This is a genomic window from Streptomyces sp. NPDC041200 (assembly GCF_055591805.1).
This window is the reverse complement of record NZ_JBVIZF010000007.1, coordinates 190,937-210,084: the sequence shown is the minus strand read 5'-3', so window position 1 is coordinate 210,084 and position 19,148 is coordinate 190,937. Positions and strand designations below refer to the sequence as shown.

General features: G+C 70.9%; 20 protein-coding genes and 2 pseudogenes. 8 read left to right on the top strand and 14 right to left on the bottom strand.

Annotated features, from left to right (window positions below; translation table 11 throughout):
* Positions 1-60 precede the first annotated feature (60 nt).
* Genes ACZ6CL_RS19200 through ACZ6CL_RS19180 form a run of 5 tightly spaced genes read right to left on the bottom strand, consistent with a single transcriptional unit; the run spans position 61 to position 5,688 of the window.
* The gene (locus tag ACZ6CL_RS19200; protein WP_468937300.1) at positions 61-1,071 is read right to left on the bottom strand and encodes an ABC transporter ATP-binding protein; all 1,011 of its coding nucleotides are present in this window, start codon (positions 1,069-1,071) and stop codon (positions 61-63) included.
* Positions 1,068-2,102, bottom strand: coding sequence for an ABC transporter ATP-binding protein (locus ACZ6CL_RS19195; RefSeq protein ID WP_468937299.1), 1,035 nt, complete (start codon positions 2,100-2,102; stop codon positions 1,068-1,070). Before ACZ6CL_RS19195 ends, ACZ6CL_RS19200 begins: the two co-directional genes overlap by 4 nt.
* Positions 2,099-2,992: an ABC transporter permease gene (locus tag ACZ6CL_RS19190; protein WP_468937298.1), complete on the bottom strand. Its 894-nt coding sequence runs from the start codon at positions 2,990-2,992 to the stop codon at positions 2,099-2,101. Before ACZ6CL_RS19190 ends, ACZ6CL_RS19195 begins: the two co-directional genes overlap by 4 nt.
* Before the next feature lie 8 nt (positions 2,993-3,000).
* Entirely contained in the window at positions 3,001-3,984 is a 984-nt protein-coding gene (locus ACZ6CL_RS19185; protein WP_468937297.1) for an ABC transporter permease, read from the bottom strand.
* Positions 3,985-4,005: 21 nt separating this feature from the next.
* Entirely contained in the window at positions 4,006-5,688 is a 1,683-nt protein-coding gene (locus tag ACZ6CL_RS19180; RefSeq protein ID WP_468937296.1) for an ABC transporter substrate-binding protein, read from the bottom strand.
* A gap of 305 nt (positions 5,689-5,993) precedes the next feature.
* Here ACZ6CL_RS19180 and ACZ6CL_RS19175 point away from each other — a divergent pair, with 305 nt between their 5' ends.
* Positions 5,994-7,967, top strand: a complete 1,974-nt coding sequence (locus tag ACZ6CL_RS19175; RefSeq protein ID WP_468937295.1) for a cellulase family glycosylhydrolase — start codon at positions 5,994-5,996, stop codon at positions 7,965-7,967.
* On the opposite strand, the pseudogene ACZ6CL_RS19170 reads toward ACZ6CL_RS19175, so the two are convergent.
* The 7 genes and pseudogenes from ACZ6CL_RS19170 to ACZ6CL_RS19140 all read right to left on the bottom strand — a co-directional run.
* A pseudogene (locus ACZ6CL_RS19170) lies at positions 7,912-8,178 on the bottom strand (MerR family transcriptional regulator); the annotation flags it as partial. The gene ACZ6CL_RS19175 and the pseudogene ACZ6CL_RS19170 sit on opposite strands and share 56 nt — an antisense overlap.
* 56 nt (positions 8,179-8,234) lie before the next feature.
* Positions 8,235-9,521 (bottom strand): cytochrome P450, encoded by a 1,287-nt coding sequence (locus ACZ6CL_RS19165; protein WP_468937294.1) that lies wholly within the window; start codon positions 9,519-9,521, stop codon positions 8,235-8,237.
* Positions 9,522-9,726: 205 nt separating this feature from the next.
* Entirely contained in the window at positions 9,727-10,194 is a 468-nt protein-coding gene (locus ACZ6CL_RS19160) for a hypothetical protein (protein ID WP_468937293.1), read from the bottom strand.
* 95 nt (positions 10,195-10,289) lie between these two features.
* Complete coding sequence (locus ACZ6CL_RS19155; protein WP_468937292.1) at positions 10,290-11,150, bottom strand: transporter substrate-binding domain-containing protein; 861 nt, start codon at positions 11,148-11,150, stop codon at positions 10,290-10,292.
* A gap of 78 nt (positions 11,151-11,228) precedes the next feature.
* Positions 11,229-11,885, bottom strand: coding sequence for a bifunctional 4-hydroxy-2-oxoglutarate aldolase/2-dehydro-3-deoxy-phosphogluconate aldolase (locus ACZ6CL_RS19150; RefSeq protein ID WP_468937291.1), 657 nt, complete (start codon positions 11,883-11,885; stop codon positions 11,229-11,231).
* Positions 11,886-12,025: 140 nt separating this feature from the next.
* On the bottom strand, positions 12,026-12,991 hold the full coding sequence (locus tag ACZ6CL_RS19145) for a sugar kinase (RefSeq protein WP_468937290.1): 966 nt from the start codon (positions 12,989-12,991) through the stop codon (positions 12,026-12,028).
* Between the two features lie 217 nt (positions 12,992-13,208).
* Positions 13,209-13,634, bottom strand: coding sequence for a ribonuclease (locus ACZ6CL_RS19140; protein WP_468937289.1), 426 nt, complete (start codon positions 13,632-13,634; stop codon positions 13,209-13,211).
* A gap of 169 nt (positions 13,635-13,803) precedes the next feature.
* On the opposite strand from ACZ6CL_RS19140, the gene ACZ6CL_RS19135 reads away from it, so the two are divergent.
* The 5 genes and pseudogenes from ACZ6CL_RS19135 to ACZ6CL_RS19115 form a co-directional block, all read left to right on the top strand.
* A complete protein-coding gene (locus ACZ6CL_RS19135) occupies positions 13,804-14,460 on the top strand; it encodes a helix-turn-helix domain-containing protein (protein WP_468937288.1) in 657 nt (218 codons plus the stop codon).
* The gene (locus tag ACZ6CL_RS19130) at positions 14,457-14,636 is read left to right on the top strand and encodes a DUF6126 family protein (protein WP_468937287.1); all 180 of its coding nucleotides are present in this window, start codon (positions 14,457-14,459) and stop codon (positions 14,634-14,636) included. The genes ACZ6CL_RS19135 and ACZ6CL_RS19130 overlap by 4 nt, the downstream gene beginning before the upstream one ends.
* A gap of 79 nt (positions 14,637-14,715) precedes the next feature.
* Entirely contained in the window at positions 14,716-15,576 is an 861-nt protein-coding gene (locus ACZ6CL_RS19125; RefSeq protein WP_468937286.1) for an SCO6745 family protein, read from the top strand.
* 94 nt (positions 15,577-15,670) lie between these two features.
* Positions 15,671-16,144, top strand: coding sequence for a carboxymuconolactone decarboxylase family protein (locus ACZ6CL_RS19120; protein ID WP_468937285.1), 474 nt, complete (start codon positions 15,671-15,673; stop codon positions 16,142-16,144).
* A gap of 174 nt (positions 16,145-16,318) precedes the next feature.
* Positions 16,319-16,858 (top strand): annotated as a pseudogene (locus tag ACZ6CL_RS19115) (NACHT N-terminal Helical domain 1-containing protein); the annotation flags it as partial.
* Between the two features lie 261 nt (positions 16,859-17,119).
* On the opposite strand, the gene ACZ6CL_RS19110 reads toward ACZ6CL_RS19115, so the two are convergent.
* Complete coding sequence (locus tag ACZ6CL_RS19110) at positions 17,120-17,797, bottom strand: TetR/AcrR family transcriptional regulator (protein WP_468937284.1); 678 nt, start codon at positions 17,795-17,797, stop codon at positions 17,120-17,122.
* 87 nt (positions 17,798-17,884) lie between these two features.
* Between ACZ6CL_RS19110 and ACZ6CL_RS19105 the strand changes: the two genes are divergently transcribed.
* Positions 17,885-18,328, top strand: a complete 444-nt coding sequence (locus tag ACZ6CL_RS19105; RefSeq protein ID WP_468937283.1) for a nuclear transport factor 2 family protein — start codon at positions 17,885-17,887, stop codon at positions 18,326-18,328.
* Positions 18,325-18,504, top strand: coding sequence for a heavy-metal-associated domain-containing protein (locus ACZ6CL_RS19100; RefSeq protein WP_468937282.1), 180 nt, complete (start codon positions 18,325-18,327; stop codon positions 18,502-18,504). Before ACZ6CL_RS19105 ends, ACZ6CL_RS19100 begins: the two co-directional genes overlap by 4 nt.
* Here the strand turns inward: ACZ6CL_RS19100 and ACZ6CL_RS19095 are convergent.
* Positions 18,449-19,144, bottom strand: coding sequence for an SLC13 family permease (locus ACZ6CL_RS19095; protein ID WP_468937281.1), 696 nt, complete (start codon positions 19,142-19,144; stop codon positions 18,449-18,451). The two genes, ACZ6CL_RS19100 and ACZ6CL_RS19095, sit on opposite strands and share 56 nt — an antisense overlap.
* Between the last annotated feature and the right edge of the window lie 4 nt (positions 19,145-19,148).

The window sequence follows — 19,148 nt, the reverse complement described above, 5'->3', positions numbered from 1 at the left end:
GGCGAGCGTAGCCGGATGAACAGATGACGGGAAGTCGTGAAGTTCTGTTGTCCGGACAAACTACGCAGAGGAGTCGACAACGCTGTCCTTCGTGTCCGTCCGTAACCAGCACAGCGAGCGATGGCCCGGGCCCACCTCCGTCTCGGGCGGCCGCCGCGTACAGGCGTCCATGGCGTACGGGCAGCGCGGCCGGTACCTGCAGCCGTCCCCGACGACCACCTCCCGCCGCTCCGCGTCCCGCCGCGCCCGCCCCGCCAGCCGTTCGGCGCGGGCCGCCCGCGCCCGCTCCCGGCCCGCGGCCGAGCTGGGCGCGGCGGCGGCCAGCGCCTGGGTGTACGGATGGCGGGGGGCGAGGATCACCTCGTCGCTGGGGCCGCGCTCCACGATCTCCCCCCGGTACATGACCATCACCTCGGAGGCGAAGTGCCGGGCGGTGGCCAGGTCGTGGGTGACGTACAGCAGGGCGAGCCCGCGCTCGTCCTTGAGCCGGTCCAGCAACCCCAGGATTTCCAGCCGGATCGATACGTCCAGCATCGACACCGGCTCGTCGGCCAGCAGCACCCCGGGCCCCGGCGCCAGCGCGCGGGCGATCGCGACGCGCTGCCGCTGCCCGCCCGACAGCTCGTACGGGCGCTTGCGCGCCACGTCGTCGGCGGGCGTGAGGTTCACCGACCGCAGCAGCTCGTACGCCTCCGCCTCGGCGTCCACCCCGCGCCGCGCCCGGCCGTTGACCAGGAGCGGGCGGATGAGGTGGTGGCCGACGGTGTGCGCGGGGTTGAGCGAGGCGAACGGGTCCTGGAACACCATCTGGACGGCCCGCCGGTACTCCGTCCCGCGCGTGCGCCGCGCCCCGCCCAGCCGCACCTCCCCCGCCGTGGGCGCCACCAGCCGCGACAGGGCCCGTACGACGGTCGACTTGCCGCTCCCGGACTCGCCCACGAGCGCGAGCGTCCGCCCGGCGTGCAGCGCGAACGACACCCGGTCCACGGCCCGGAACGGCACCCGGCCGCGCTGCGGGAAGTCGACGGTGAGGCCGGTCACCTCAAGCGCGGGTACCTCCGGTGCGGTCACGGCTGCCGCCCTTCTTCCGGTCGGGGGACCGCCCCCGCCCGCGCCACCGCGTGGAGGTGGCAGGCGGCGGAGGTGCCCGGGGCGAGGAGGCCAAGGGGGACGAGGGGCGGAGGTGTCGTGGCGCAGGGGTCGAAGGCGTGCTCGCAGCGGGCGGCGAAGGGGCAGCCGGGCAGCGCGTCACGCAGGTCCGGCGGGGAGCCGGGGATGCCGCGCAGGGCGCGGCGTTCGCCCGCGAGGTCGGGGAAGGAGCGCAGCAGGCCCTGGGTGTAGGGGTGGGCGGGGTCGGCGGCGATGCGCTCCGCGGGCCCGTACTCGACGATCGAGCCCGCGTACATCACGGCCAGCCGGTCGCTGATCTCCAGCAGCAGTGACAGGTCGTGGGTGATGAAGACGACGCTGAAGCCGAGATCGTCGCGGAGCCGCTGCACCTCGTCCAGGATTTCGCGCTGGACGACGACGTCGAGCGCGGTCGTCGGCTCGTCCATGATGACGATCTCGGGTTCGAGCGCGAGCGCCATAGCGATGACGACGCGCTGCCGCATGCCGCCGGACAGCTCGTGCGGATACGCCCGCACCCGGGCCGGGTCGATGCCGACCATGTCGAGGAGGGCGCGGGCGCGTTCGTACCGCTCGGGACGGCGCATGCGGGGGCGGTGGGCGCGGAAGATGTCGTCGAACTGGCGGCCCACGGTGGTCACCGGGTTGAGCGCGTTCATGGCGGACTGGAAGACGACGGACAGCCGCGACCAGCGGAAGGCCCGCAGCGCCTCCCCCTCGAGCGCGAGCAGATCCGTTGCGGCGCCCGCCCGGTCGTGGTGGGTGACCCGCCCCCCGGTGAGCCGCGCCGGGGGCGCCAGCATGCGGGCGACGGCGTACGCGAGCGTCGACTTGCCGCAGCCGGACTCGCCCGCGATGCCGAGGAGTTCGCCGCGCCGCAGCTCGAAGCTGACGTCGCGTACGGCGTGGGTGGGGCGTTCGCCCTCGTACGTCACGCTGATGTGCTCGGCGCGCAGCACCACATCGTCCGTCATGCGCTCACCTTCCTGGGGTGACGTACGCGCAGCCGCGGGTCCAGGACCTCGTCCAGGCCGAAGCTGATCAGCGACAGGGCCGTGCCGAGGGCGGCGATACACAGGCCGGGCGGGATGAACCACCACCAGGCGCCGCTGGTCAGGGCCTCCGCGTTCTGGGCGAAGTAGAGCATCGTGCCCCAGGTGAGATGGGACGGGTCGGCGAGGCCCAGGAACGCCAGACCGGCCTGGGTGAGGATCGCGAAGATCACCGCGAAGATGAACTGGGAGACGATGATGGCGAGTTCGTTCGGGAGGATCTCCACCAGCACGATCCGCCATCGCTTCTCCCCGTACACCCGCGCCGCCAGCACATAGTCGCGGGTACGCAGCGACAGCGTCTGGGCGCGCAGCACCCGGGCGGAGGCGGCCCAGCTGGTGAGGGCGATGACGAGGATGGTGGACCAGGGTCCGCCGCCCTTGACGTACGCGGACACGACGATGACCAGCGGCAGCCCGGGGATGACCAGGAAGACGTTGCTGATCAGGGACAGCGCCTCGTCCGCGAGCCCGCCGAGGAAGCCGCCGCCGATCCCGACGACGACGGAGACGGCGGTCGCGATGAGGGCGGAGGCGGCGCCGATCAGGAGCGTGCCACGGGCGGAGACGACGAGCTGGGCGAGAACGTCCTGCCCGGTCTGGGTGGTGCCGAGCCAGTGCGCCCCTCCCGGTGCCTGACCGAGGTCGGTGGTGAAGGCGTTCGGGTCGCTGACCAGCCAGGGGCCGAGCGCCGCGGTGAGGACGAAGACGGTGAGCAGGGCGAGCCCCGCGGCGAAGCGGCGGGAGCGCAGCGCGGGCCGCAGCCAGCCGCGGCCGGTCGCGCGGGGTGTGGTGACGGGGGGTGCGGTCACGGAGGGCGTCATCGGGCCTGCCTGGTACGGGGGTCGACGAAGCCGTACACCAGGTCCACCAGGAAGTTGGCGGCGAGCACGCCGAAGGTGATGACGAGGAACACGGCCTGCATGAGCGGATAGTCGGTGTTCTGCACGGCCTGGAGCAGGGTGAAGCCCATACCGGGGTACGAGAAGACGATCTCCATGACGAGCGAGCCGCTGACGATGAAGCCGAGCGAGATGGCGAATCCGGCGACCGAGGGCAGGACGGCGTTGCGGGCCGCGTACCCGACCATGATCGTGCGCGGCGGCAGCCCCTTGGCCTCGGCGGCGACCACGTAATCCTCGGCCAGGGTGGAGACCATCATGTTGCGCATGCCGAGCATCCAGCCGCCGACCGAGCTGAGCACGATGGTGGCGGCGGGCAGCACGGCGTGTTCGGCGGCGGAGGTCAGGAAGGCGCCGCCGAGGCCGATGTCCAGCGTCTCGTCGTAGCCGCCGCCGAGCGGCAGTACGCCCCACACCTGGCCGAAGAGGTAGAGGAGCAGCAGGGCGAGCCAGAAGTAGGGGATCGCGGCGAGGAAGGTGGTGGAGGGGACGAGGGAGTCGAACCAGCTGCCGCGCCGCCATCCGGCCAGGGTGCCGAGGGTGAGGCCGAGGGCGACGCTGAGCAGGGTGGCGGCGCCGACCAGGACGAGCGTCCAGGGGACGGCGTCGCCGACGACCTCGGTGACCGGGCTCGGGAAGTACGTGACGGAGAGCCCGAAGTCGAGGCGGGCGAGCGCGCGCAGATAGTCGCCGTACTGGACGAGGAGGTTACCGTGGCCAAGGCCCAGCATCGCGGCCAGCGCCTCTTCCTGACCGGGCTCGACGGGCCCGGACTGGGCCTGTCGGGCGAGCATCATCTCCACCGGGTCGCCGGGGATGAGACGCGGGAGGAAGAAGTTGACGGTGACCGCCATCCAGGCGGCGATGGCGTAGAAGCCGAGCTTGCGCAGGAGGTAACGCACGCCGTCCGCCCCCGCCCGCCGCTACTTGCCCGCGGTCTTGCCCGCGGCCGGTTTGATGCGGGCGGCGACCCAGCCGCCGTCGGGGTCGAGCCAGATGGAGGGCGCGGCGTACAGATTGTCCTCGGTGGGATAGCCGGTGACCCGGTTGCCGTTGAATTCCTGCTCGTTCTGCGCGGAGAAGAGCGGAATCAGCGGCATGTCCTTGATGAATTCGTGCTGGATCCGGTAATACCAGGGCTTCTGCTTCCTGAGGTCGGTGGTTTCACCGATCTTGTCGAGTGCCTTGTCGATGGTGGCGTTGGCGTAGCGGCCGAAATTGCCGACGTTGGTCGTCTCACCGATCTTCGGCGGGATGGAACTGTCCAGCATCTGGGCGTAATACGCGCGCGGGTCGGGGGTGTATCCGGCGTTGTCCAGCAGCATCTGGAACTGGCCGCGGGCGCGGTTGTTGGACCACTGGGCGTACGACTCGGCCTTCACGACGAGGTCGATCCCGGCCTTCTTCAGCTGCTCCTTGGCCATCTGGGCGACGCTGACGTAGTCGGTCCAGCCGGAGACGAGTTCGACGGATACGGACAGCTTCTTTCCGCCCTTCCGCCACATACCGTCAGACCCCTTGGCGTAGCCGGCGTCGGTGAGATAGCCGTCGACCTTGTCCTGGCCGGTCTCCAGCTTCGCGTCCTTCAGCGACGGGTCGAGGACGGACTGGTAGTTGGGGAGCAGCAGCGCCATGGGGTTGGCGGTGGGCGCCTGGCCGTCGTACACGCTTCTGTTCATGAAGTCGCGGTCGAGGGCGGCGCTGATCGCCTTGCGGACCTTGACGTCGGCGGTGGGACCGCGCTGGGCGTTGGGGACGAAGGACGTGGTGGCCAGCGGAATGTTGACCAGGTCGAACTTCTTGTTCTTGGCGAGGTAGTTCTTCTTGATGTCGGGGATGAATCCGCCCGCCCAGTCGATCTGACCGGAGGTGACCGCGGCGTTGGCGGCGTTGTTCCCGGTGAAGGCGCGGTAGCGCATGATCTTGAAGTGCGGAAGGCCCTTGATGTAGTAGTCCTTCCGGGCGACGAGATCGAGCGTCGTGCCCTTGACGGATTTCACCTTCCAGGGGCCGGTGCCCACCGGGTTGGGGTTGAGCGAGGTCGTCCTCTCCTTGGCGGAGAGCTGGGACCAGATGTGCCGGGGCAGCATCTTCATCTTGCCGAGAAGGAAGTATTCCTTGGTGTACGCGGACTTGGTGAAGGTGACGACCACGGTGTGCTTGCCCTCGGCGGTCGCGGAGGCCACCGGGAGGGCGTACATGTTCAGCGCCTTGTTGTCCTTCGCCATCTGGAAGGTGTACGCGACGTCCTCGGCGGTGAAGGGCTTTCCGTCGTTCCAGGTGACATTCGTCCGTAACTGGATGCGGATGGATTTCCCGTCGTCCGCCCAGGTGTACTTGGTGGCGAGCCACGGGTCGACCTCGCCGGTTTTCGCCGCGTTGAAGTGGAACAGCGGCTCGTAGATCATTCCGTGGGTCGACTGGAGCGGCTGCGGCGCGAACGGATTGAAGTTGCGGACGAAGTTTCCGGTGGACCCCGTGGACACGGTCAGCACCCCACCGGCTCCCCCGCCGCCACTGCCGCCACCGCCGCAGGCGGCCAGTGTGCCGGAGAGTGCGAGTGCGGCCGCCACGGCGATCGAGCGGCGCGGACGGCCCGTGCTCATCAACATCATGGTGTCCCCTCGGTATGCACGCGCACTTCCGGCGCCGTGAAATTAAGGGGCTCCCTCAGAGGGTGTCAATAGAGCCGACAGCGCCTCTCGACTGAACCGGCTTAGTAGCGCCGTGTCGAATCCGTCGAATACCCAGGTCCGGCTGCACAGAGCCGCATTCGGTTGATCTAGACCGCGGAAACGGCCCTCGTACGATCCTCGTCGATGTTGTTGACTCTAAACCGGTTTAGCCCTTCACTGCTTGAGGAGAGCGCGGTACCGCCCGCTTCCCCACCCGGCCAAGGGAGAGTCCGTCGATGCAGCGCCCCTCCGCCCGGCTCAATCTCCATGACCGCCCCGTCACCTGGCTCGGCGCCAACTTCTGGTCCCGGACCGGCGGCCCGCTCATGTGGCGGAGTTACGACGGTGAGGTGATCGACGCCGAGCTGCGGGTGCTGCGGGACCACGGGCTGACCATGACCCGCTCCTTCTTCTACTGGCCCGACTTCATGCCCGCTCCCGACCGGCTCGACGAGGACATGTGCGCGCGCTTCGCCGACTTCCTCGACCGGCACCACGCCCTCGGCATGACCACCGTCCCCACCTTCCTGGTCGGCCACATGTCCGGCGAGAACTGGGACCCGTCCTGGCGCGGCGACCGCGATCTGTACGGCGATGTCTGGCTGGTCGCCCGGCAGGCGTGGTTCGCCCGCGAGACCGTGCGCCGCTTCGCCGCGCATCCGGCCGTCGCCGGGTGGCTGGTCTCCAACGAGATGCCGATCTACGGGCGCGAGCCGGGCGCCGCCGCCCCGCCCGGCACCGCTGCTGCGCCCGGCGCCGCCGCCCGCGAGACCGTCGCCGCCTGGGCCCAGCTCGTCGTGGACGCCGTCCGCGCCGGGGGCGGCACCCAGCCCGTCTCGCTCGGCGACGGCGCCTGGGGACTGGAGAACTCCGGCCATGACAACGGCTTCCGGCTCCGCGACACGGCCGAGCTGTGCGACTTTCTCGGCCCGCACGTCTACCGCATGGAGGACGACCCGGTGCGCCAGCACTACGCGGCGGCCTGGGTGTGCGAGCTGACCGGCACGTATCGACGGCCCGTGATCCTGGAGGAGTTCGGCGTCAGCTCCGACTTCGCCTCCGGCCCGGGCGCGGCCCGCTACTACCGGCAGACCCTGCACAACAGCCTGCTGGCCGGGGCCACCGGCTGGATCGCCTGGAACAACAGCGACTACGACGGGCTGCGCGGCCAGGACCCGTACCGTCACCACGCCTTCGAGATGCACTTCGGCCTGACCACATCGGAGGGCACCCCCAAGCCGCCGCTCCTCGAACTGGCGGCGTTCGCCCGGGTCCTGGACGAGGTGGACTTCGCCCACTGCCACCGCGCCCCCGCCGACACCGCGCTCCTCGTCTCCTCGTACCTCGACACGCTCTACCCCTTCACCCGCGCCGAGGACCGCGCCTACGTCCAGCAGACCTGCCGTCAGGCCTGGGTCGCCGCCCGCCTCGCGGACACCCCGGCGGCTGTGGTGCGCGAAAGCGACGGTCCGCTGCCCTCGGACGTGGCGCTGTGGCTCGTCCCCTCCACCAAGCAGCTGCTCTCCCCCACCTGGTACGACCTGGAGCAGCGGGCCCGCGACGGCGCGACCGTCTACGTCTCGTACTCCCCCGGCGCCCACGACGAACAGCGCGGCCCCTGGTACGCCCATCTCAACGCGCTCTTCGGCGTCCGCCACCAGCTGGAGTACGGGCTGCTCGACCCCATCGAGGACGACGAGGTCGTCCTCACCCTCACCCGCCCGTTCGGCACGCTGTCCGAAGGCGCGCGCCTCACCTTCCGCGCCGCGGGCGCCCGTTCCTTCCTCCCCGTCGAACCGGACGGCGCCGAGGTCCTCGCCGTCGACGGCCGCGGCCGCCCGGCGCTGCTGCTGCGCGCGGTGGGCGAGGGCTCCGTCGTCTTCTGCACCTATCCGATCGAGCACATGGCCGCGGTCACCCCGCGCGTCAACCCCGAGGCCACCGCCACCCTGTACGACGCCCTCGCCGCCCACGCCGGGGTCCACCGCCCGGTCACCGTGAACGACCCCCGCGTCGCGGTCGACCGCCTCACCCACGACGACGGCCGCACCTTCGTCTGGCTGGTCAGCCAGGCCCCCGCCGAGCTGACCGTCAAACCGACCCTCACCGCCGGCGTCCACCTGCGGGACTTGACCGGCGCCCCGGCCGACACGGTCACCCTGCCGCCGTACGGGGTGCGGGTGCTGCGGCTGGCTCCTTCCCCTCGCTGACGTCGTCACGGACCACGGCCAGATACTCGGCGATGGCGTCGCGGTTGCGGACCAGGCAGGCGATGCGTTCGCTCATGCGGTCGCGTTCTTGCTCCAGGGTGGCGAGCATGCCCGGGGTGGCGTCGGAGAAGTGGATGACGCGGGGCTTGTCGAGGCAGGGCAGGATCTGCTTGTTGATGCGGGTGGGCAGACCCGCGTCGAGGAGGCCGCGGAACACCGAGGGCGGGCAGAAGGAACCCGCAGTGCGCGTCGTAGAGCGGGGGCGGCTCAGCGGCCGCCCTTCGGGGCCGGGGTGAAGGCTACGGGGAGGGCGGACAGGCCGCGGACCCAGGGCGAGGGGCGCCAGAGCAGCGCGTCGTCCGTGGCGGCCAGACGTACGTCCGGCAGGCGGTCCAGGAGCACCTCGACGGCGGTCTTCGCGATCGTCTCGGCGATCTCCTGGGCCGGGTGCGGGCAGCGGTGTTCGCCGTGGCCGAAGGAGAGGAAGGAGCTGTTGCCCTCGGTGAAGGCGTGGGTGTCCGGGCGGACCAGGGGGTCGGTGTTCGCGCCGTGGAAGCCGAGGATCAGCAGATCGCCCTTGCGGATGAGATTCCCCGCCAGGGAGGTGTCGCGGGTGGCCCAGCGGGCGGCGAGGTTGGCGACGGGGGTGTCCTCCCAGAGCACCTCGTTCATCGCCTGCCCGACACTGTGACGGCCGCCGGAGAGCGAGAGCGCGAACCGCTCGTCGGTGAGCAGCAGCCGCAGGGTGTTGCCGATCCAGTCGGCCGTCGGCTGGTGACCGGCCGTCATGATGACGATCAGGTCCTGGACGATCAGTTCGTCGGAGTACCCCCGGTACGAGGCGACCAGCCGGGAGGCCACATCGGGCGCGGGCTCGGTCCGCTTCGCGGAGGCCAGCTGACGCATCACCATGTAGACGTGCTGGTACGCCTCGAAGGCGTTCTCCTTGCCGTCGATCGCGTCGTTCATCGCCTGGACGAGGGCCGGACCCTCGGCGTCGGGGATGCCGTAGATGTGGGCGAGGACCAGTTCCGGCAGCAGCCGGGCGTAGTCGGCGATCAGTTCGGCCTCGCCCTGGTGGCAGAACTCGTCCACCAGCCGGTCGGCGACGTGCTCGGCCTGGCGGCGCAGTTCGTACGGGTCGACGGCCTCCAGGGCCTCCCCGATGGCCTCGGCGCGGCGCTGGTGGTCCTCGCCGGTCGCGTACACCACGGAGGTCTGATCGCGGCTGATCATGGGCGCGAGGGGCCAGTTCTCGGGCACGTTGTCCCACTGGTTCCACTGGTTCGCGTCGCGGGTGAACAACTCGGCGTCGCTGGTGACCTGGTGGAGTTCGCGGTAGCCGAGCACCAGCCAGCCGGGTATGTCCCCGTCCAGCAGGACCGGGGCCACCGGCCCGTGCTCGCGCCGCATCTCCCCGTAGACCCCGAAGGGGTTGGTCTGGAAGCCGGGCCCGCTCAGCGACCGCGCGCCCTGGTGGGCGGGGCAGCCGGGCGGCGGAGCGGCGGCGGTGGCCACGGCGTTCTCGGGCGGCTGTTCGGGGCTGGCTGTCATCGATCGAGTCCTTGTGCACGAGTGGACGTGAGCCAGGCCAGAATAGATCGCGTAGTCGGTCGCGCGCCCAGGTCACCGCGATCACCCGCGCCTCGCCCGCCGTACGGACACGGCGAACCCCGGCGCGAGACGATACGCGCCGGGGTTGTGGACGACGCCTCCACGAGTCCGCCGAGCCCGCTGAGAAGGCTCGCGGCTCGCGTTGTTACTGAGGCGGGTCGGGCAGCTGGGTGAACTCACACGGCCCGAGCGGCAGGGTGCTGGGGCATCGGCCCTCCCACACCTCCTGCGACCGCGTCAGCACGGTGACGAACAGCGGGCCGCCCTGGACGTCGTCGGTGTTGGACGCCAGCGTGGCTTCGATCACGTCGTCGGGGCCGCCCACGGCCTGCCAGTCACCGACAGGGGTCCCCGGGTCGGTCGACTCGTCGACCGACAGGACGTACACCTGGCCGTCGCACACCGTCGAGACGTACTTCTTGCCCAATCCGGCCGCTACCGCGCCTTCATTTCCGGCGGAGTCGACATCGACACAACCGTGCCCCCCGGTGTGGGTGGCCTTCGCCGTCTTTGCGGGCTCGGGCTTCGAATCGGCCGCTGCTACGCCGGTACCGATGGCGGTCATCATGGCCGCCGCGGTCAGGGCTATGGCAAGCTTTCGCTTCTGCCTCATTCCCTACGCTCCCTCTATGGAGAAACGGGTCACAATCTGGCAGGAAATAATTACCCGGAATATATGATCTTTGTCGGACGGGCCTGGAGATTCACTCAACTGGGCGCCGGGGAGGAGGAGGGGGACGAGGCGGGGGATGAGGCCAGCCAGTCGTCCGCGTATTTCTGGTACGTCCCGTCATGCGTCGCCAGATGCACCCACTGGTCGACGTATTCCTTGAACTGCGCGTCGGCGCGGGGCAGCGCGTACGCCTTCTCCGAGAACGAGAACGGCTTGTCCGGGTGGACCGCGCACAACTCGGGATGGATCTTGGACTGATAACGCGTCTCGCTCGCGTCCGTCATCATCACATCGGCGCGGCCGTCGATGATCTCGTCGAAGATCGTGGTGTTGTCGGGATGGACGGTGAGGGTGGCCCGCTTGATGTGGGCGCGGGCGAACTGCTCATTGGTGCCGCCCGGGTTGACCACCACGCGGACGCCCGGGCGGTCGATGTCGTCCAGCGTCTGGTACTTCTTCTCGTCCTCGCACCGCACGATCGGCGTCTTGCCGTCGGTCAGATACGGATCGCTGAAAGCCGCCTTACGGGCCCGCTCCAGCGTCACCGACACCCCGCCCATGCCGATGTCGCAACGCCCGGCGGCGAGGTCGTCGACCAGCTTCGCCCAGGTCGTAGCGACGAACTTCGGCTTGGCGTCGAGGCTCTTGGCCAGGTTGCCCGCCATCTCGATGTCAATGCCGGTGTACGCGCCGGTGGTGGCGTCGCGGTGGCTGAACGGCCGGTAGTCGCCCGTGGTGCACACGCGCAGCACACCGCGCTCGGGCACCCGGTCGAGCAAGGTGCGCACCGCGGAGTGCGCGGTGGGCCCGGTCGCCGTGCCGTCGGCCAGGGCCGAGCCCGCCGCAGTGGCGGCGAGCACGGCGGCGACGGTGGCGAGTGTGACGGCGCGTCTCATGGGTCCTCCCCGGCAGCGGCATGATCACAGCGCGCTCAGGGTGACAGAAGACGGCGTCGTCCGGAACCCGGCCGTCCGTCAGTAGCGCTCCGGCTCCGGGTCCTCCAGCGGCGGTCCGGCGTCCGCGAGGCGGGCCAGCAGCTCGGAGGCGCGCTTGGCCACGGTGTCGCGGTCGCCCTCGGAGAGCGCCGAGCCCATCCCGCAGGCGACCGCCCCGGCGGCGATCCAGTCCGGTGCGTCGGCCACGGTCACCCCGCCGGTCGGCACCAGGGCGGCCTGCGGCAGCGCGGCCCGTACGTCCTTGATCCAGCGCGGCCCGAACGCCGCGGCCGGGAACAGCTTCAGCGCGTCCGCGCCCAGCTCCATCGCGCGCACCGCCTCGGTGGGGGTGGAGATGCCGGGAAAGACCGGCAGGCCGTAGCGGTGGCCGGTGCGGATGACGTCGGGGTCCAGGCTCGGCGAGACGAGGAAGCGGGCGCCCGCGTCGACGGCCATCCGGGCGGACGCGCCGTCGAGCACCGTGCCCGCGCCGATCACCGCGTCGTCGCCGACCTCCCGGATCAGGGTGGTGACCGCCTCCAGCGCGAAGGGGGTGGTCAGCGAGATCTCCAGGCTGGTGATGCCTGCGGAGAGCAGAGTGTCCGCCGTCGCCGTGGCGTGGTCGTAGCTGTCGCTGCGGACGATGGCGAGGACGCGCTGCGCGAGCGCGGCCCGGGTGGTCTCCCAGCGGTACACGGCAGTCGCCGCCTTTCCTCTCCTAGGGTCTGCTGCCTGATCGTGCCGCACCCCTGTGCCTCCGGGATATGCGGCGGTGCGGGGTGTGCGTGTACGTATGCGATGGACGGTGTGCGGTGCTGTCGTGCGCCTGATGTCTTCTAGCGGTGGACCGCGTCCCCGCCGGTGACGATCTCCGCGAGCGCGCGGTCCCGCGCGAGCGCGGACGGCAGACCGTCCGTATCCGAGGCGGCCTGGACGACGAGCGCGGCGACACACGCCGCCTCGGCCAGCGCGCGCGGCTCGGACAGCCCGCGCAGCCGCGCCGACAGGTACCCCGCGGCGAAGCCGTCACCGGCGCCGATCGGGTCGACCACCGGCACCGTGTGCGGCGACTGCTGCCAGCGGCCGTCCGAGGTGATGACGGTGGCGGAGTGGTCGGCGCGCTTGATCACGACTTCCTGGGTGCCGCCCTCCAGCAGCTCCTGCGCGGCGTCGTCGGCGGACTGGGCGGTGAGCAACTCCAGCTCATCCTCCCCCGCCAGGACGAGGTCCGCCTCGCGCAGCAACGGCCCCGCCGTCTGCGCCCACTGGGCGGCGCCGCCCAGCTTGCGCCGTACGTTGGGGTCGAACGACACCTTCGCCCCGGCCTCCCGGGCCAGCTCCAGCAGCCGTCGGCTGGCGGCCGCGGCGGTCGGCGAGAGCATCGGTGTGATCCCGGAGATGTGCAGCATCCGGGCGCCGACCAGCGCGTCGGGGCTGATCTCGTCGGGGGTGAGGCGGGACGCGGCCGATCCCATGCGGTAGTACTGCACGTCTATCGCGCGCTGCGGATGGCTGTCGCGCAGCAGCAGCCCGGTCGGCGCGTGCTCATCGATGACGGCCTGCGAGACGTCCACCCCGTCGGCGCGCAGCTCGCGCAGCACCGCCTCGCCCGCCGGGTCCGCGCCGACCCGGCCGAGCCAGCGCACCGCGTGGCCGAGCCGGGACAGCCCGGCGGCCACGTTGGACTCGGCACCCGCCACGGAGCGGCGGAAGTGCACGGCCCGGTCGAGCGGGATTCCCGGCTCGGCGAGCAGCAGCAGCATCGCCTCGCCGCACGTGACCACTTCCGGACCGTTCGCCACCGCTGCCTCCCCGCGCGTCCACTTCTACGGGAACGGTATCGGCAACCACCGACAAACGGCGGGGCGGGGGGATGGGATCGTTCACAAAGAGACCGAGATCATTCGCGGACGGCGCGCGTGCACAGCACAACGGCCGCTGCCCTGGGAGGGGCTGCGGCCGTTGTACGTGGGGGGTGGCGGCTCGTGCGGTGCGCCGTACGGCTGGGGTGACGGCGGCTCAGCAGCCGTAGTCCACCAGGTCGAACGACTCGTAGTGGTCCGAGGTGTAGTAGTCCTCGTCCGTCTTGTCGCCGGTGACGATGCGGCGGGCGCCACGGTCGTCCGAGCCGGGGGTGATGACGGTGTACTCGTGGTAGTAACCGGAGGACTGGGCCGGAAGGATGCCCTCGCGGTTCTGGAAGACCGTGCCGTCCTGCGGGAACGGATACGGGCCACCCTCCTCGATCAGGTCGAGGGTGTCATGGGCCTGGGACGGCAGTTTCGAGTAACAGATGTCGCCGACGTCCGCGACGGCCCGTACCGATACGGCGGCCGCGGGTGCGGCCGGGGCGGCGGTGGCCGTGACGGCCGTACCACCGATGAGGAGCGACGAGGCGAGGACGCCGAGGGCTCCGATGCAGGCAATCCGTGGGGGGATTTTCATGCCCCATAGCATGACGCGCGTAGACAGTGGCATGTCAATGCCAAGTGACGGGAGTTTTCGCGGAGTTCACAAGATGCGGGCGAAGCGGGAGGGGGCGAGACCGAACCGTTACTTTGCCCCTGAGGCAAGCTTTTTGCCTGACAGGCGAAGGGCTCGCTATACCGGAAGCATGAACCCGCTCCCCGAAGGGGATCCCGCCGAGCCGTCCGCGGAGGCGTCCGCCGCGTTGCCCACCGTCGCACCCCGCCTGCGGGACCTGCGGCGCGGCAGCGGGCTGACCCTGGAGGCGGCGGCCCACCGCGTGGGGCTCTCCCCCGCGCATCTGTCCCGGCTGGAGACGGGCCGCCGTCAGCCGTCGCTGCCGATGCTGCTGTCCCTGGCCCGTACCTACGGAACCACGGTATCCGACCTCCTCGGCGAGGTGCCGCCGAGCCAGGACCCCATCGTGCGCGCCGACCGGATGGAGGCGCAGGAGGCGGGCGGCTGGACGTACTGGCGGGCCGGTGGCTCCGGCCGGGCGATGCAGGCGCTGCGGCTGCACGTACCGGAGGGCTCGGGCGCCCAGGACGAGCTGGTGCGCGTCCATACGGGCGAGGAGTGGCTGTACGTCATCAGCGGACGGCTGCGGCTGACCCTCGGCGACGCCGTCCACGTACTCGACCCCGGCGACGCCGCCCACTTCGACTCGCTCACCCCGCACCGCATCGCCGCCGCGTCCCCCGGCGGCACCGATCTGCTCTTCGTCCACACCCTGCTGCAGAGCGGGGCCGCCGAGCTGTGCCTCGGTGACGCCGCGCGCCGCGGAGGAAGGCCCGGAACCCCATGAGCGACGCGAACCCGACCCCGAACCCCCACCCGGCCCCCGGCGCGCGCCCGAAGGCGATGCGGGAGCAGGACCGGGCGCCGATCCCGGTCTCCGTCCGGGTCTTCATCTACGTCGTCGGCGTCCATGTCTTCGCCGGTTTCCTCTATCTGCTGTTCTACTTGGGCGCCTCGAAGTAGCGTTCCACGCGGCCCGCTGGGAGCGCGTACGCCGGGCATACGGTCCCGTGACCACCCCGCCCGGGAAGGGAGCCCACCCATGGAGGACCGCGCGGCGTCGACCGCCCGCACCATGTGGACCCTGTTCGAACCCGTCCACGCCGTCGCCTACTTCGCCCCCGAGGCCCTGGCGGTGTACGAGGACGCGGGCCTGCGCGGCTTCTGGCGCGGCTACTTCGCGTGCCGCGCCGCACCGCTGGGCCCGGTCGGGCCGGAGCCCGTCGCCGCCGCCTTCTTCTCCTTCGCGCCCGCCATGGTCGCCCGCGCCCTGCCCGACGTATGGCAGCTGACCGCTCCCGAACGCGCCCTGGAGATACGCCGCGCGGGCACCGTTGCCGCCCTGCGGGGGCTGCTCACCGGCCATGAGCGCGAGGCCGAACGAGCCGCCGAGGCCCTGGTCCCCCGGGCCGCCGGGCTCGACACCGCCGGGCGCGTCCTGGCCGCCGCCCACGCCTCGCTGGACTTCCCCGACCAGCCCCTGGACCGCCTGTGGCACGCCGCCACGCTGCTGCGCGAGCACCGCGGCGACGGCCATGTCGCCGCCCTCGTCGCCGCCGGGCTCGACGGCTGCGAGGCGCTCGCCCTCCGCGCGGGCACCGACATCCCGCGCGCCGAACTCCAGCCCTACCGCGGCTGGACCGACCAGGAGTGGGAGGAGGCCCGCCTCCACCTCACCGAACGCGGCCTCCTCCTCCCCGACGGCACCGCCAGCCGCACCGGCCGCGAGCTGCTGCGCGCCGTCGAGTCCGCCACCGACCGCGCGGCGGAACGCCCCTGGCGCGCCCTGACCCCGGACGCCGTCCGGGAGCTGACCACCCTCCTCGCCCCCGTGTCCCGCGCCTGCGCCACCGCGCTCCGCTTCCCCAACCCGATCGGCCTCCCGGAGCCCGGCGGTCACTGACGAGGAGACCCAGGTCACACTCCCTCATGTCACACTTCGCCGCGCTGTTCCGTCAGGGAGGTGTAACCAGCAGCGACGACCTGAGGAGCCGACCATGGAAGCCCGCTTGAACCTCTTCGCCAGCCCGACCGCAGGCAAGTTCCTGAAGCACATCAACACGGCGGGCCAGGCGGTCACGGACTCGACCCTGCCGACCGCGACCCAGGAGCTGGTCAAGCTCCGAGCCAGCCAGATCAACGGCTGCGGCTTCTGCACCGACATGCACACCAAGGAGGCCGCGCACGCCGGGGAGACCTCGGTACGCCTCGCCCTGGTCGCGGCCTGGCGCGAGGCCACGGTCTTCACCGACGCCGAGCGCGCCGCGCTGGAGCTGACGGAGCAGGGCACCCGCATCGCCGACGCCGCCGGTGGCGTCACGGAGGAGGCCTGGGCGAACGCCGCCAAGCACTACGACGAGGACCAGCTCGCCGCCCTGGTGTCCCTCATCGCCCTCATCAACGCCTACAACCGCATGAACGTCATCGTCCAGCAGCCCGCCGGTGACTACCGGGTGGGCCAGTTCGGCTAACCGGGCAGCGCGGCGCCCCGGGCCCCTCTCGCGCTGCCCGGGGCGTCACCCGTGTGGTCCCGGCCGTCGAGCCCGGCGCAGGGCCGCTATCTCGGCGAGCGGGTCGCGTGGCTTCGGGAAGCCGGGTGCGCAGCGGGGGCACGCGTACGCGGTCCCGCCGCCCGCGCTGGCGCCATGCTCCACCGCGACGACGACCGGCTCCCGGGTCGCCGCTGGCAGCGCGCACAGACCTGCGACGTCACCGCGCGGCCTTCTCCGCGAGCGCGGCCAACAGCGCTCCGCGCAGCGTCCGCGCTGATCCGTCGGCGCATACCGGGGATACGCGCGCAGCGGGGCGTGGAGCGGCAGTTCGAGCAGATCGCGGACGCGGTCGCGGCGCGGCTGGAGCCCATGTGCGGCCATGAGTTCGGAGACCTGGACGAGGGAGGACGTCAGGCGGCGCTCGACGCCGTGACGTCGGCGTTCGCCCGCGTGGACTTATCCGACGCGGCCATTCTCGGCTCCGACGCCGACCCCGCCGAACTCACCCGTCGAGTACGGAGCGCCGCTCCCCCGCCGATCGGGCTGGGCGAGGCGGCCACGCGGTTCTACGAGCTACTGCTGGCGGAGTGCTGCGACTGCTACGTACGGGTCCTGCTCCGGCTGCCGGTCTTCACCGAGCGGGCCGTCACCGAACTTCTGGGGCGGGTGAGCGAACTCGGCTCGGAGCTGAGCCGGGTGCTGGAGCAGCTCCCCGTCAGGTCGCTGTACGCACCGCAGGGGACGGACCACGACGCCGCGTTCCGCCGGGAGTACCTGGAGTTCGTCAGCCACACCCTGGATAGCGTGGAGCTGTTCAGCTTCACGGCGGGCCAGGCCCCCCGTACCAAGCTGTCCGTCGCGTACGTCAGCCTCCGGGTCAGCGCGGAGGGGGACGGGCGCACGTCGCGGAGATCGGCCGACGGGACCGACCACCGGGCGCCTGAAGGCCCTCTGTCATTTCTGAGAATTGCGGAGCCTCGCGCCCCTGGCTTTGGCGGTGCTGCGAGCCGGAGGGGCGTCTTCCTCTCGTGTCGGGGTTCGTGCCGGCGCGCCTGCGCCCAGCACTCGGAGCAGACTGGCGTGGAGTGCTTCCGCTGCGTCCTCGCTGGACATCCGGCCAGCGTCTACCTCGCCGCCCGCAGCGTGGCCGAGGTTGATGGTGACAGCGACGAGCCAGTCCGGTGAGAGTCTGGCATCGAATTCCCCGGTCTCCTGACCGCGCTGGATCACCCGCTTCAGCCGGTCGGCGACCGGCGCGTGGCGTTCGTGGTCGGTGTGCGGATCGACGGGCAGCATGCTGATCTTCTGGAGCAGGACGGGGTAACGCCCAGCTGTCCGGTTGCTGGCATCGAGGAGTCGCAGCAGGGCATCCGCGGCAGGTCCCGCGTCAAGGCCGGCGGCGTCCATCGCGGCGACCGCTTCCTCGGTGATCCGGTCGAGGGCTGCTGTCAGCAGTTGTTCCCGCGAGGGGAAGTGGGCGTAGACGGTCTGGCGAGTCACACCGGCGGCGGTGGCGATGGCTTCGACACTGGTATCGGGATGGGTGTTCAGGAGCCGGACCGCCGCGTCCAGGATGGCGGCCCTGCTGCGCTGAGCGTCGGCACGCCGCCGCGGGGACTGACGTGGAGTCATTTCTTACACCTTGTCAATATTGCGGGATGCCACATACCTTACAGCCTGTAAGAGATAGGCGCCGACCAGAAACGTGACGGGAGCACCATGTCTCCGTTCAGCGACACCGATCCCAAGCAGTTCATCGCCGATTTCTATGCGTCCTTCCACAACGACCTCCTGGACAGCGACGAGGACCCCGGACTGATCGTCGACCGCTACCACACACCGGACATCGTCCAGATCGCCGACGGACACCGGATGGACCGGGACAAGCTCATCGCCCACACCCGCCCGGTGCGCAAGAACCGGCCCAGCGGCCGGTGGGATGTGCACGAAGCACTGGTGAACGGGGATCGGATCGCCGTCCGGTCCACCTTGCATGTACAGAACCGCAGCAGAGCCCTCGCTATCGAGACGCACATGTTCGCTCAGTTCACGGATGACGGGCGGATGCGCCAGGCGCACATACTCACCCGCTCCCTCCCGGCGGACGCCAGCCAGGTGCAACCGACGCCAGAGGCGTCAGAGGGGCAGGAGCAGCCAGCATGACCGAGAGCACCTACATCGTGAGCGGAATGGTCTGCGAACACTGCGCAGGCTTCATCACCGAGGAGATCGAACACGTCGCCGGCGTCACCGCCGTGGCGGTGAACATCGACAGCGGTACGGTCACGGTGACCAGCGACAGGGACGTCGACACCGCCGACGTGCGCGCTGGGCGATGACGAACGCCACCATGAAGAGCACCAGGAGGTCGGCGACCTCCAGGATGAGCAGGACCATCAGGAGCGCGGTGAGGGCGGCGTTGACCCACATGCGCCAGTCCGGGCGCACCGGTTCGAAGGCCTCGCCGGAGGCGATCTCGCGCTGGTAGGCGGCGAGTTCGGCGGGGTCGAGCTTGCGGCGTTCGCGCAGGCCGAGCCAGTAGGCGACGGCGATGATGGCCACGCTGGTCAGGGCCATGGGGCCGATCATGTGGACGAAGTAGTCGGTGGCGCTCAGGTGCAAGACGCTGATGCCGCGGGTGGCCGCGCCGCCCCAGGGGGTGGTGCCGGAGATGGCGCCCAGCGCCATGGCGGAGACGGTGGCGAGGATGAGGGGGTTCATGCCCAGGCGCCGGTAGATGGGCAGGAACGCGGAGCAGACGATCATGTAGCTGGTGGTGCCGTCACCGTCGAGGGCGACGCACAGGGACAGGACGGCGGTGCCGACGCAGATGCGGACCGGGTCGCCCTTGGCGGCGCGGACGATGGCCTGGCAGACGGGCTCGAAGAGCTTGCACTCCACCATCAGGCCGAAATAGAGGACGGCGAAGAGGGGGAGCGCGGCGGTGGGCGCGACGGTCTCCAGACCGTTCGTGATCATGTCG

What these genes read in the sequence shown, in the direction of transcription:
- ACZ6CL_RS19175 (WP_468937295.1), top strand. Translation starts at nt 5,994, where the DNA reads ATGCAGCGCCCCTCCGCCCGGCTCAATCTCCATGACCGCCCCGTCACC.
- ACZ6CL_RS19095 (WP_468937281.1), bottom strand. Translation starts at nt 19,144, where the DNA reads ATGATCACGAACGGTCTGGAGACCGTCGCGCCCACCGCCGCGCTCCCC.
- ACZ6CL_RS19180 (WP_468937296.1), bottom strand. Translation starts at nt 5,688, where the DNA reads ATGAGCACGGGCCGTCCGCGCCGCTCGATCGCCGTGGCGGCCGCACTC.
- ACZ6CL_RS19160 (WP_468937293.1), bottom strand. Translation starts at nt 10,194, where the DNA reads ATGAGGCAGAAGCGAAAGCTTGCCATAGCCCTGACCGCGGCGGCCATG.
- ACZ6CL_RS19100 (WP_468937282.1), top strand. Translation starts at nt 18,325, where the DNA reads ATGACCGAGAGCACCTACATCGTGAGCGGAATGGTCTGCGAACACTGC.
- ACZ6CL_RS19140 (WP_468937289.1), bottom strand. Translation starts at nt 13,634, where the DNA reads ATGAAAATCCCCCCACGGATTGCCTGCATCGGAGCCCTCGGCGTCCTC.
- ACZ6CL_RS19165 (WP_468937294.1), bottom strand. Translation starts at nt 9,521, where the DNA reads ATGACAGCCAGCCCCGAACAGCCGCCCGAGAACGCCGTGGCCACCGCC.
- ACZ6CL_RS19110 (WP_468937284.1), bottom strand. Translation starts at nt 17,797, where the DNA reads ATGACTCCACGTCAGTCCCCGCGGCGGCGTGCCGACGCTCAGCGCAGC.
- ACZ6CL_RS19105 (WP_468937283.1), top strand. Translation starts at nt 17,885, where the DNA reads ATGTCTCCGTTCAGCGACACCGATCCCAAGCAGTTCATCGCCGATTTC.
- ACZ6CL_RS19130 (WP_468937287.1), top strand. Translation starts at nt 14,457, where the DNA reads ATGAGCGACGCGAACCCGACCCCGAACCCCCACCCGGCCCCCGGCGCG.
- ACZ6CL_RS19135 (WP_468937288.1), top strand. Translation starts at nt 13,804, where the DNA reads ATGAACCCGCTCCCCGAAGGGGATCCCGCCGAGCCGTCCGCGGAGGCG.
- ACZ6CL_RS19155 (WP_468937292.1), bottom strand. Translation starts at nt 11,150, where the DNA reads ATGAGACGCGCCGTCACACTCGCCACCGTCGCCGCCGTGCTCGCCGCC.
- ACZ6CL_RS19195 (WP_468937299.1), bottom strand. Translation starts at nt 2,102, where the DNA reads ATGACGGACGATGTGGTGCTGCGCGCCGAGCACATCAGCGTGACGTAC.
- ACZ6CL_RS19120 (WP_468937285.1), top strand. Translation starts at nt 15,671, where the DNA reads ATGGAAGCCCGCTTGAACCTCTTCGCCAGCCCGACCGCAGGCAAGTTC.
- ACZ6CL_RS19125 (WP_468937286.1), top strand. Translation starts at nt 14,716, where the DNA reads ATGGAGGACCGCGCGGCGTCGACCGCCCGCACCATGTGGACCCTGTTC.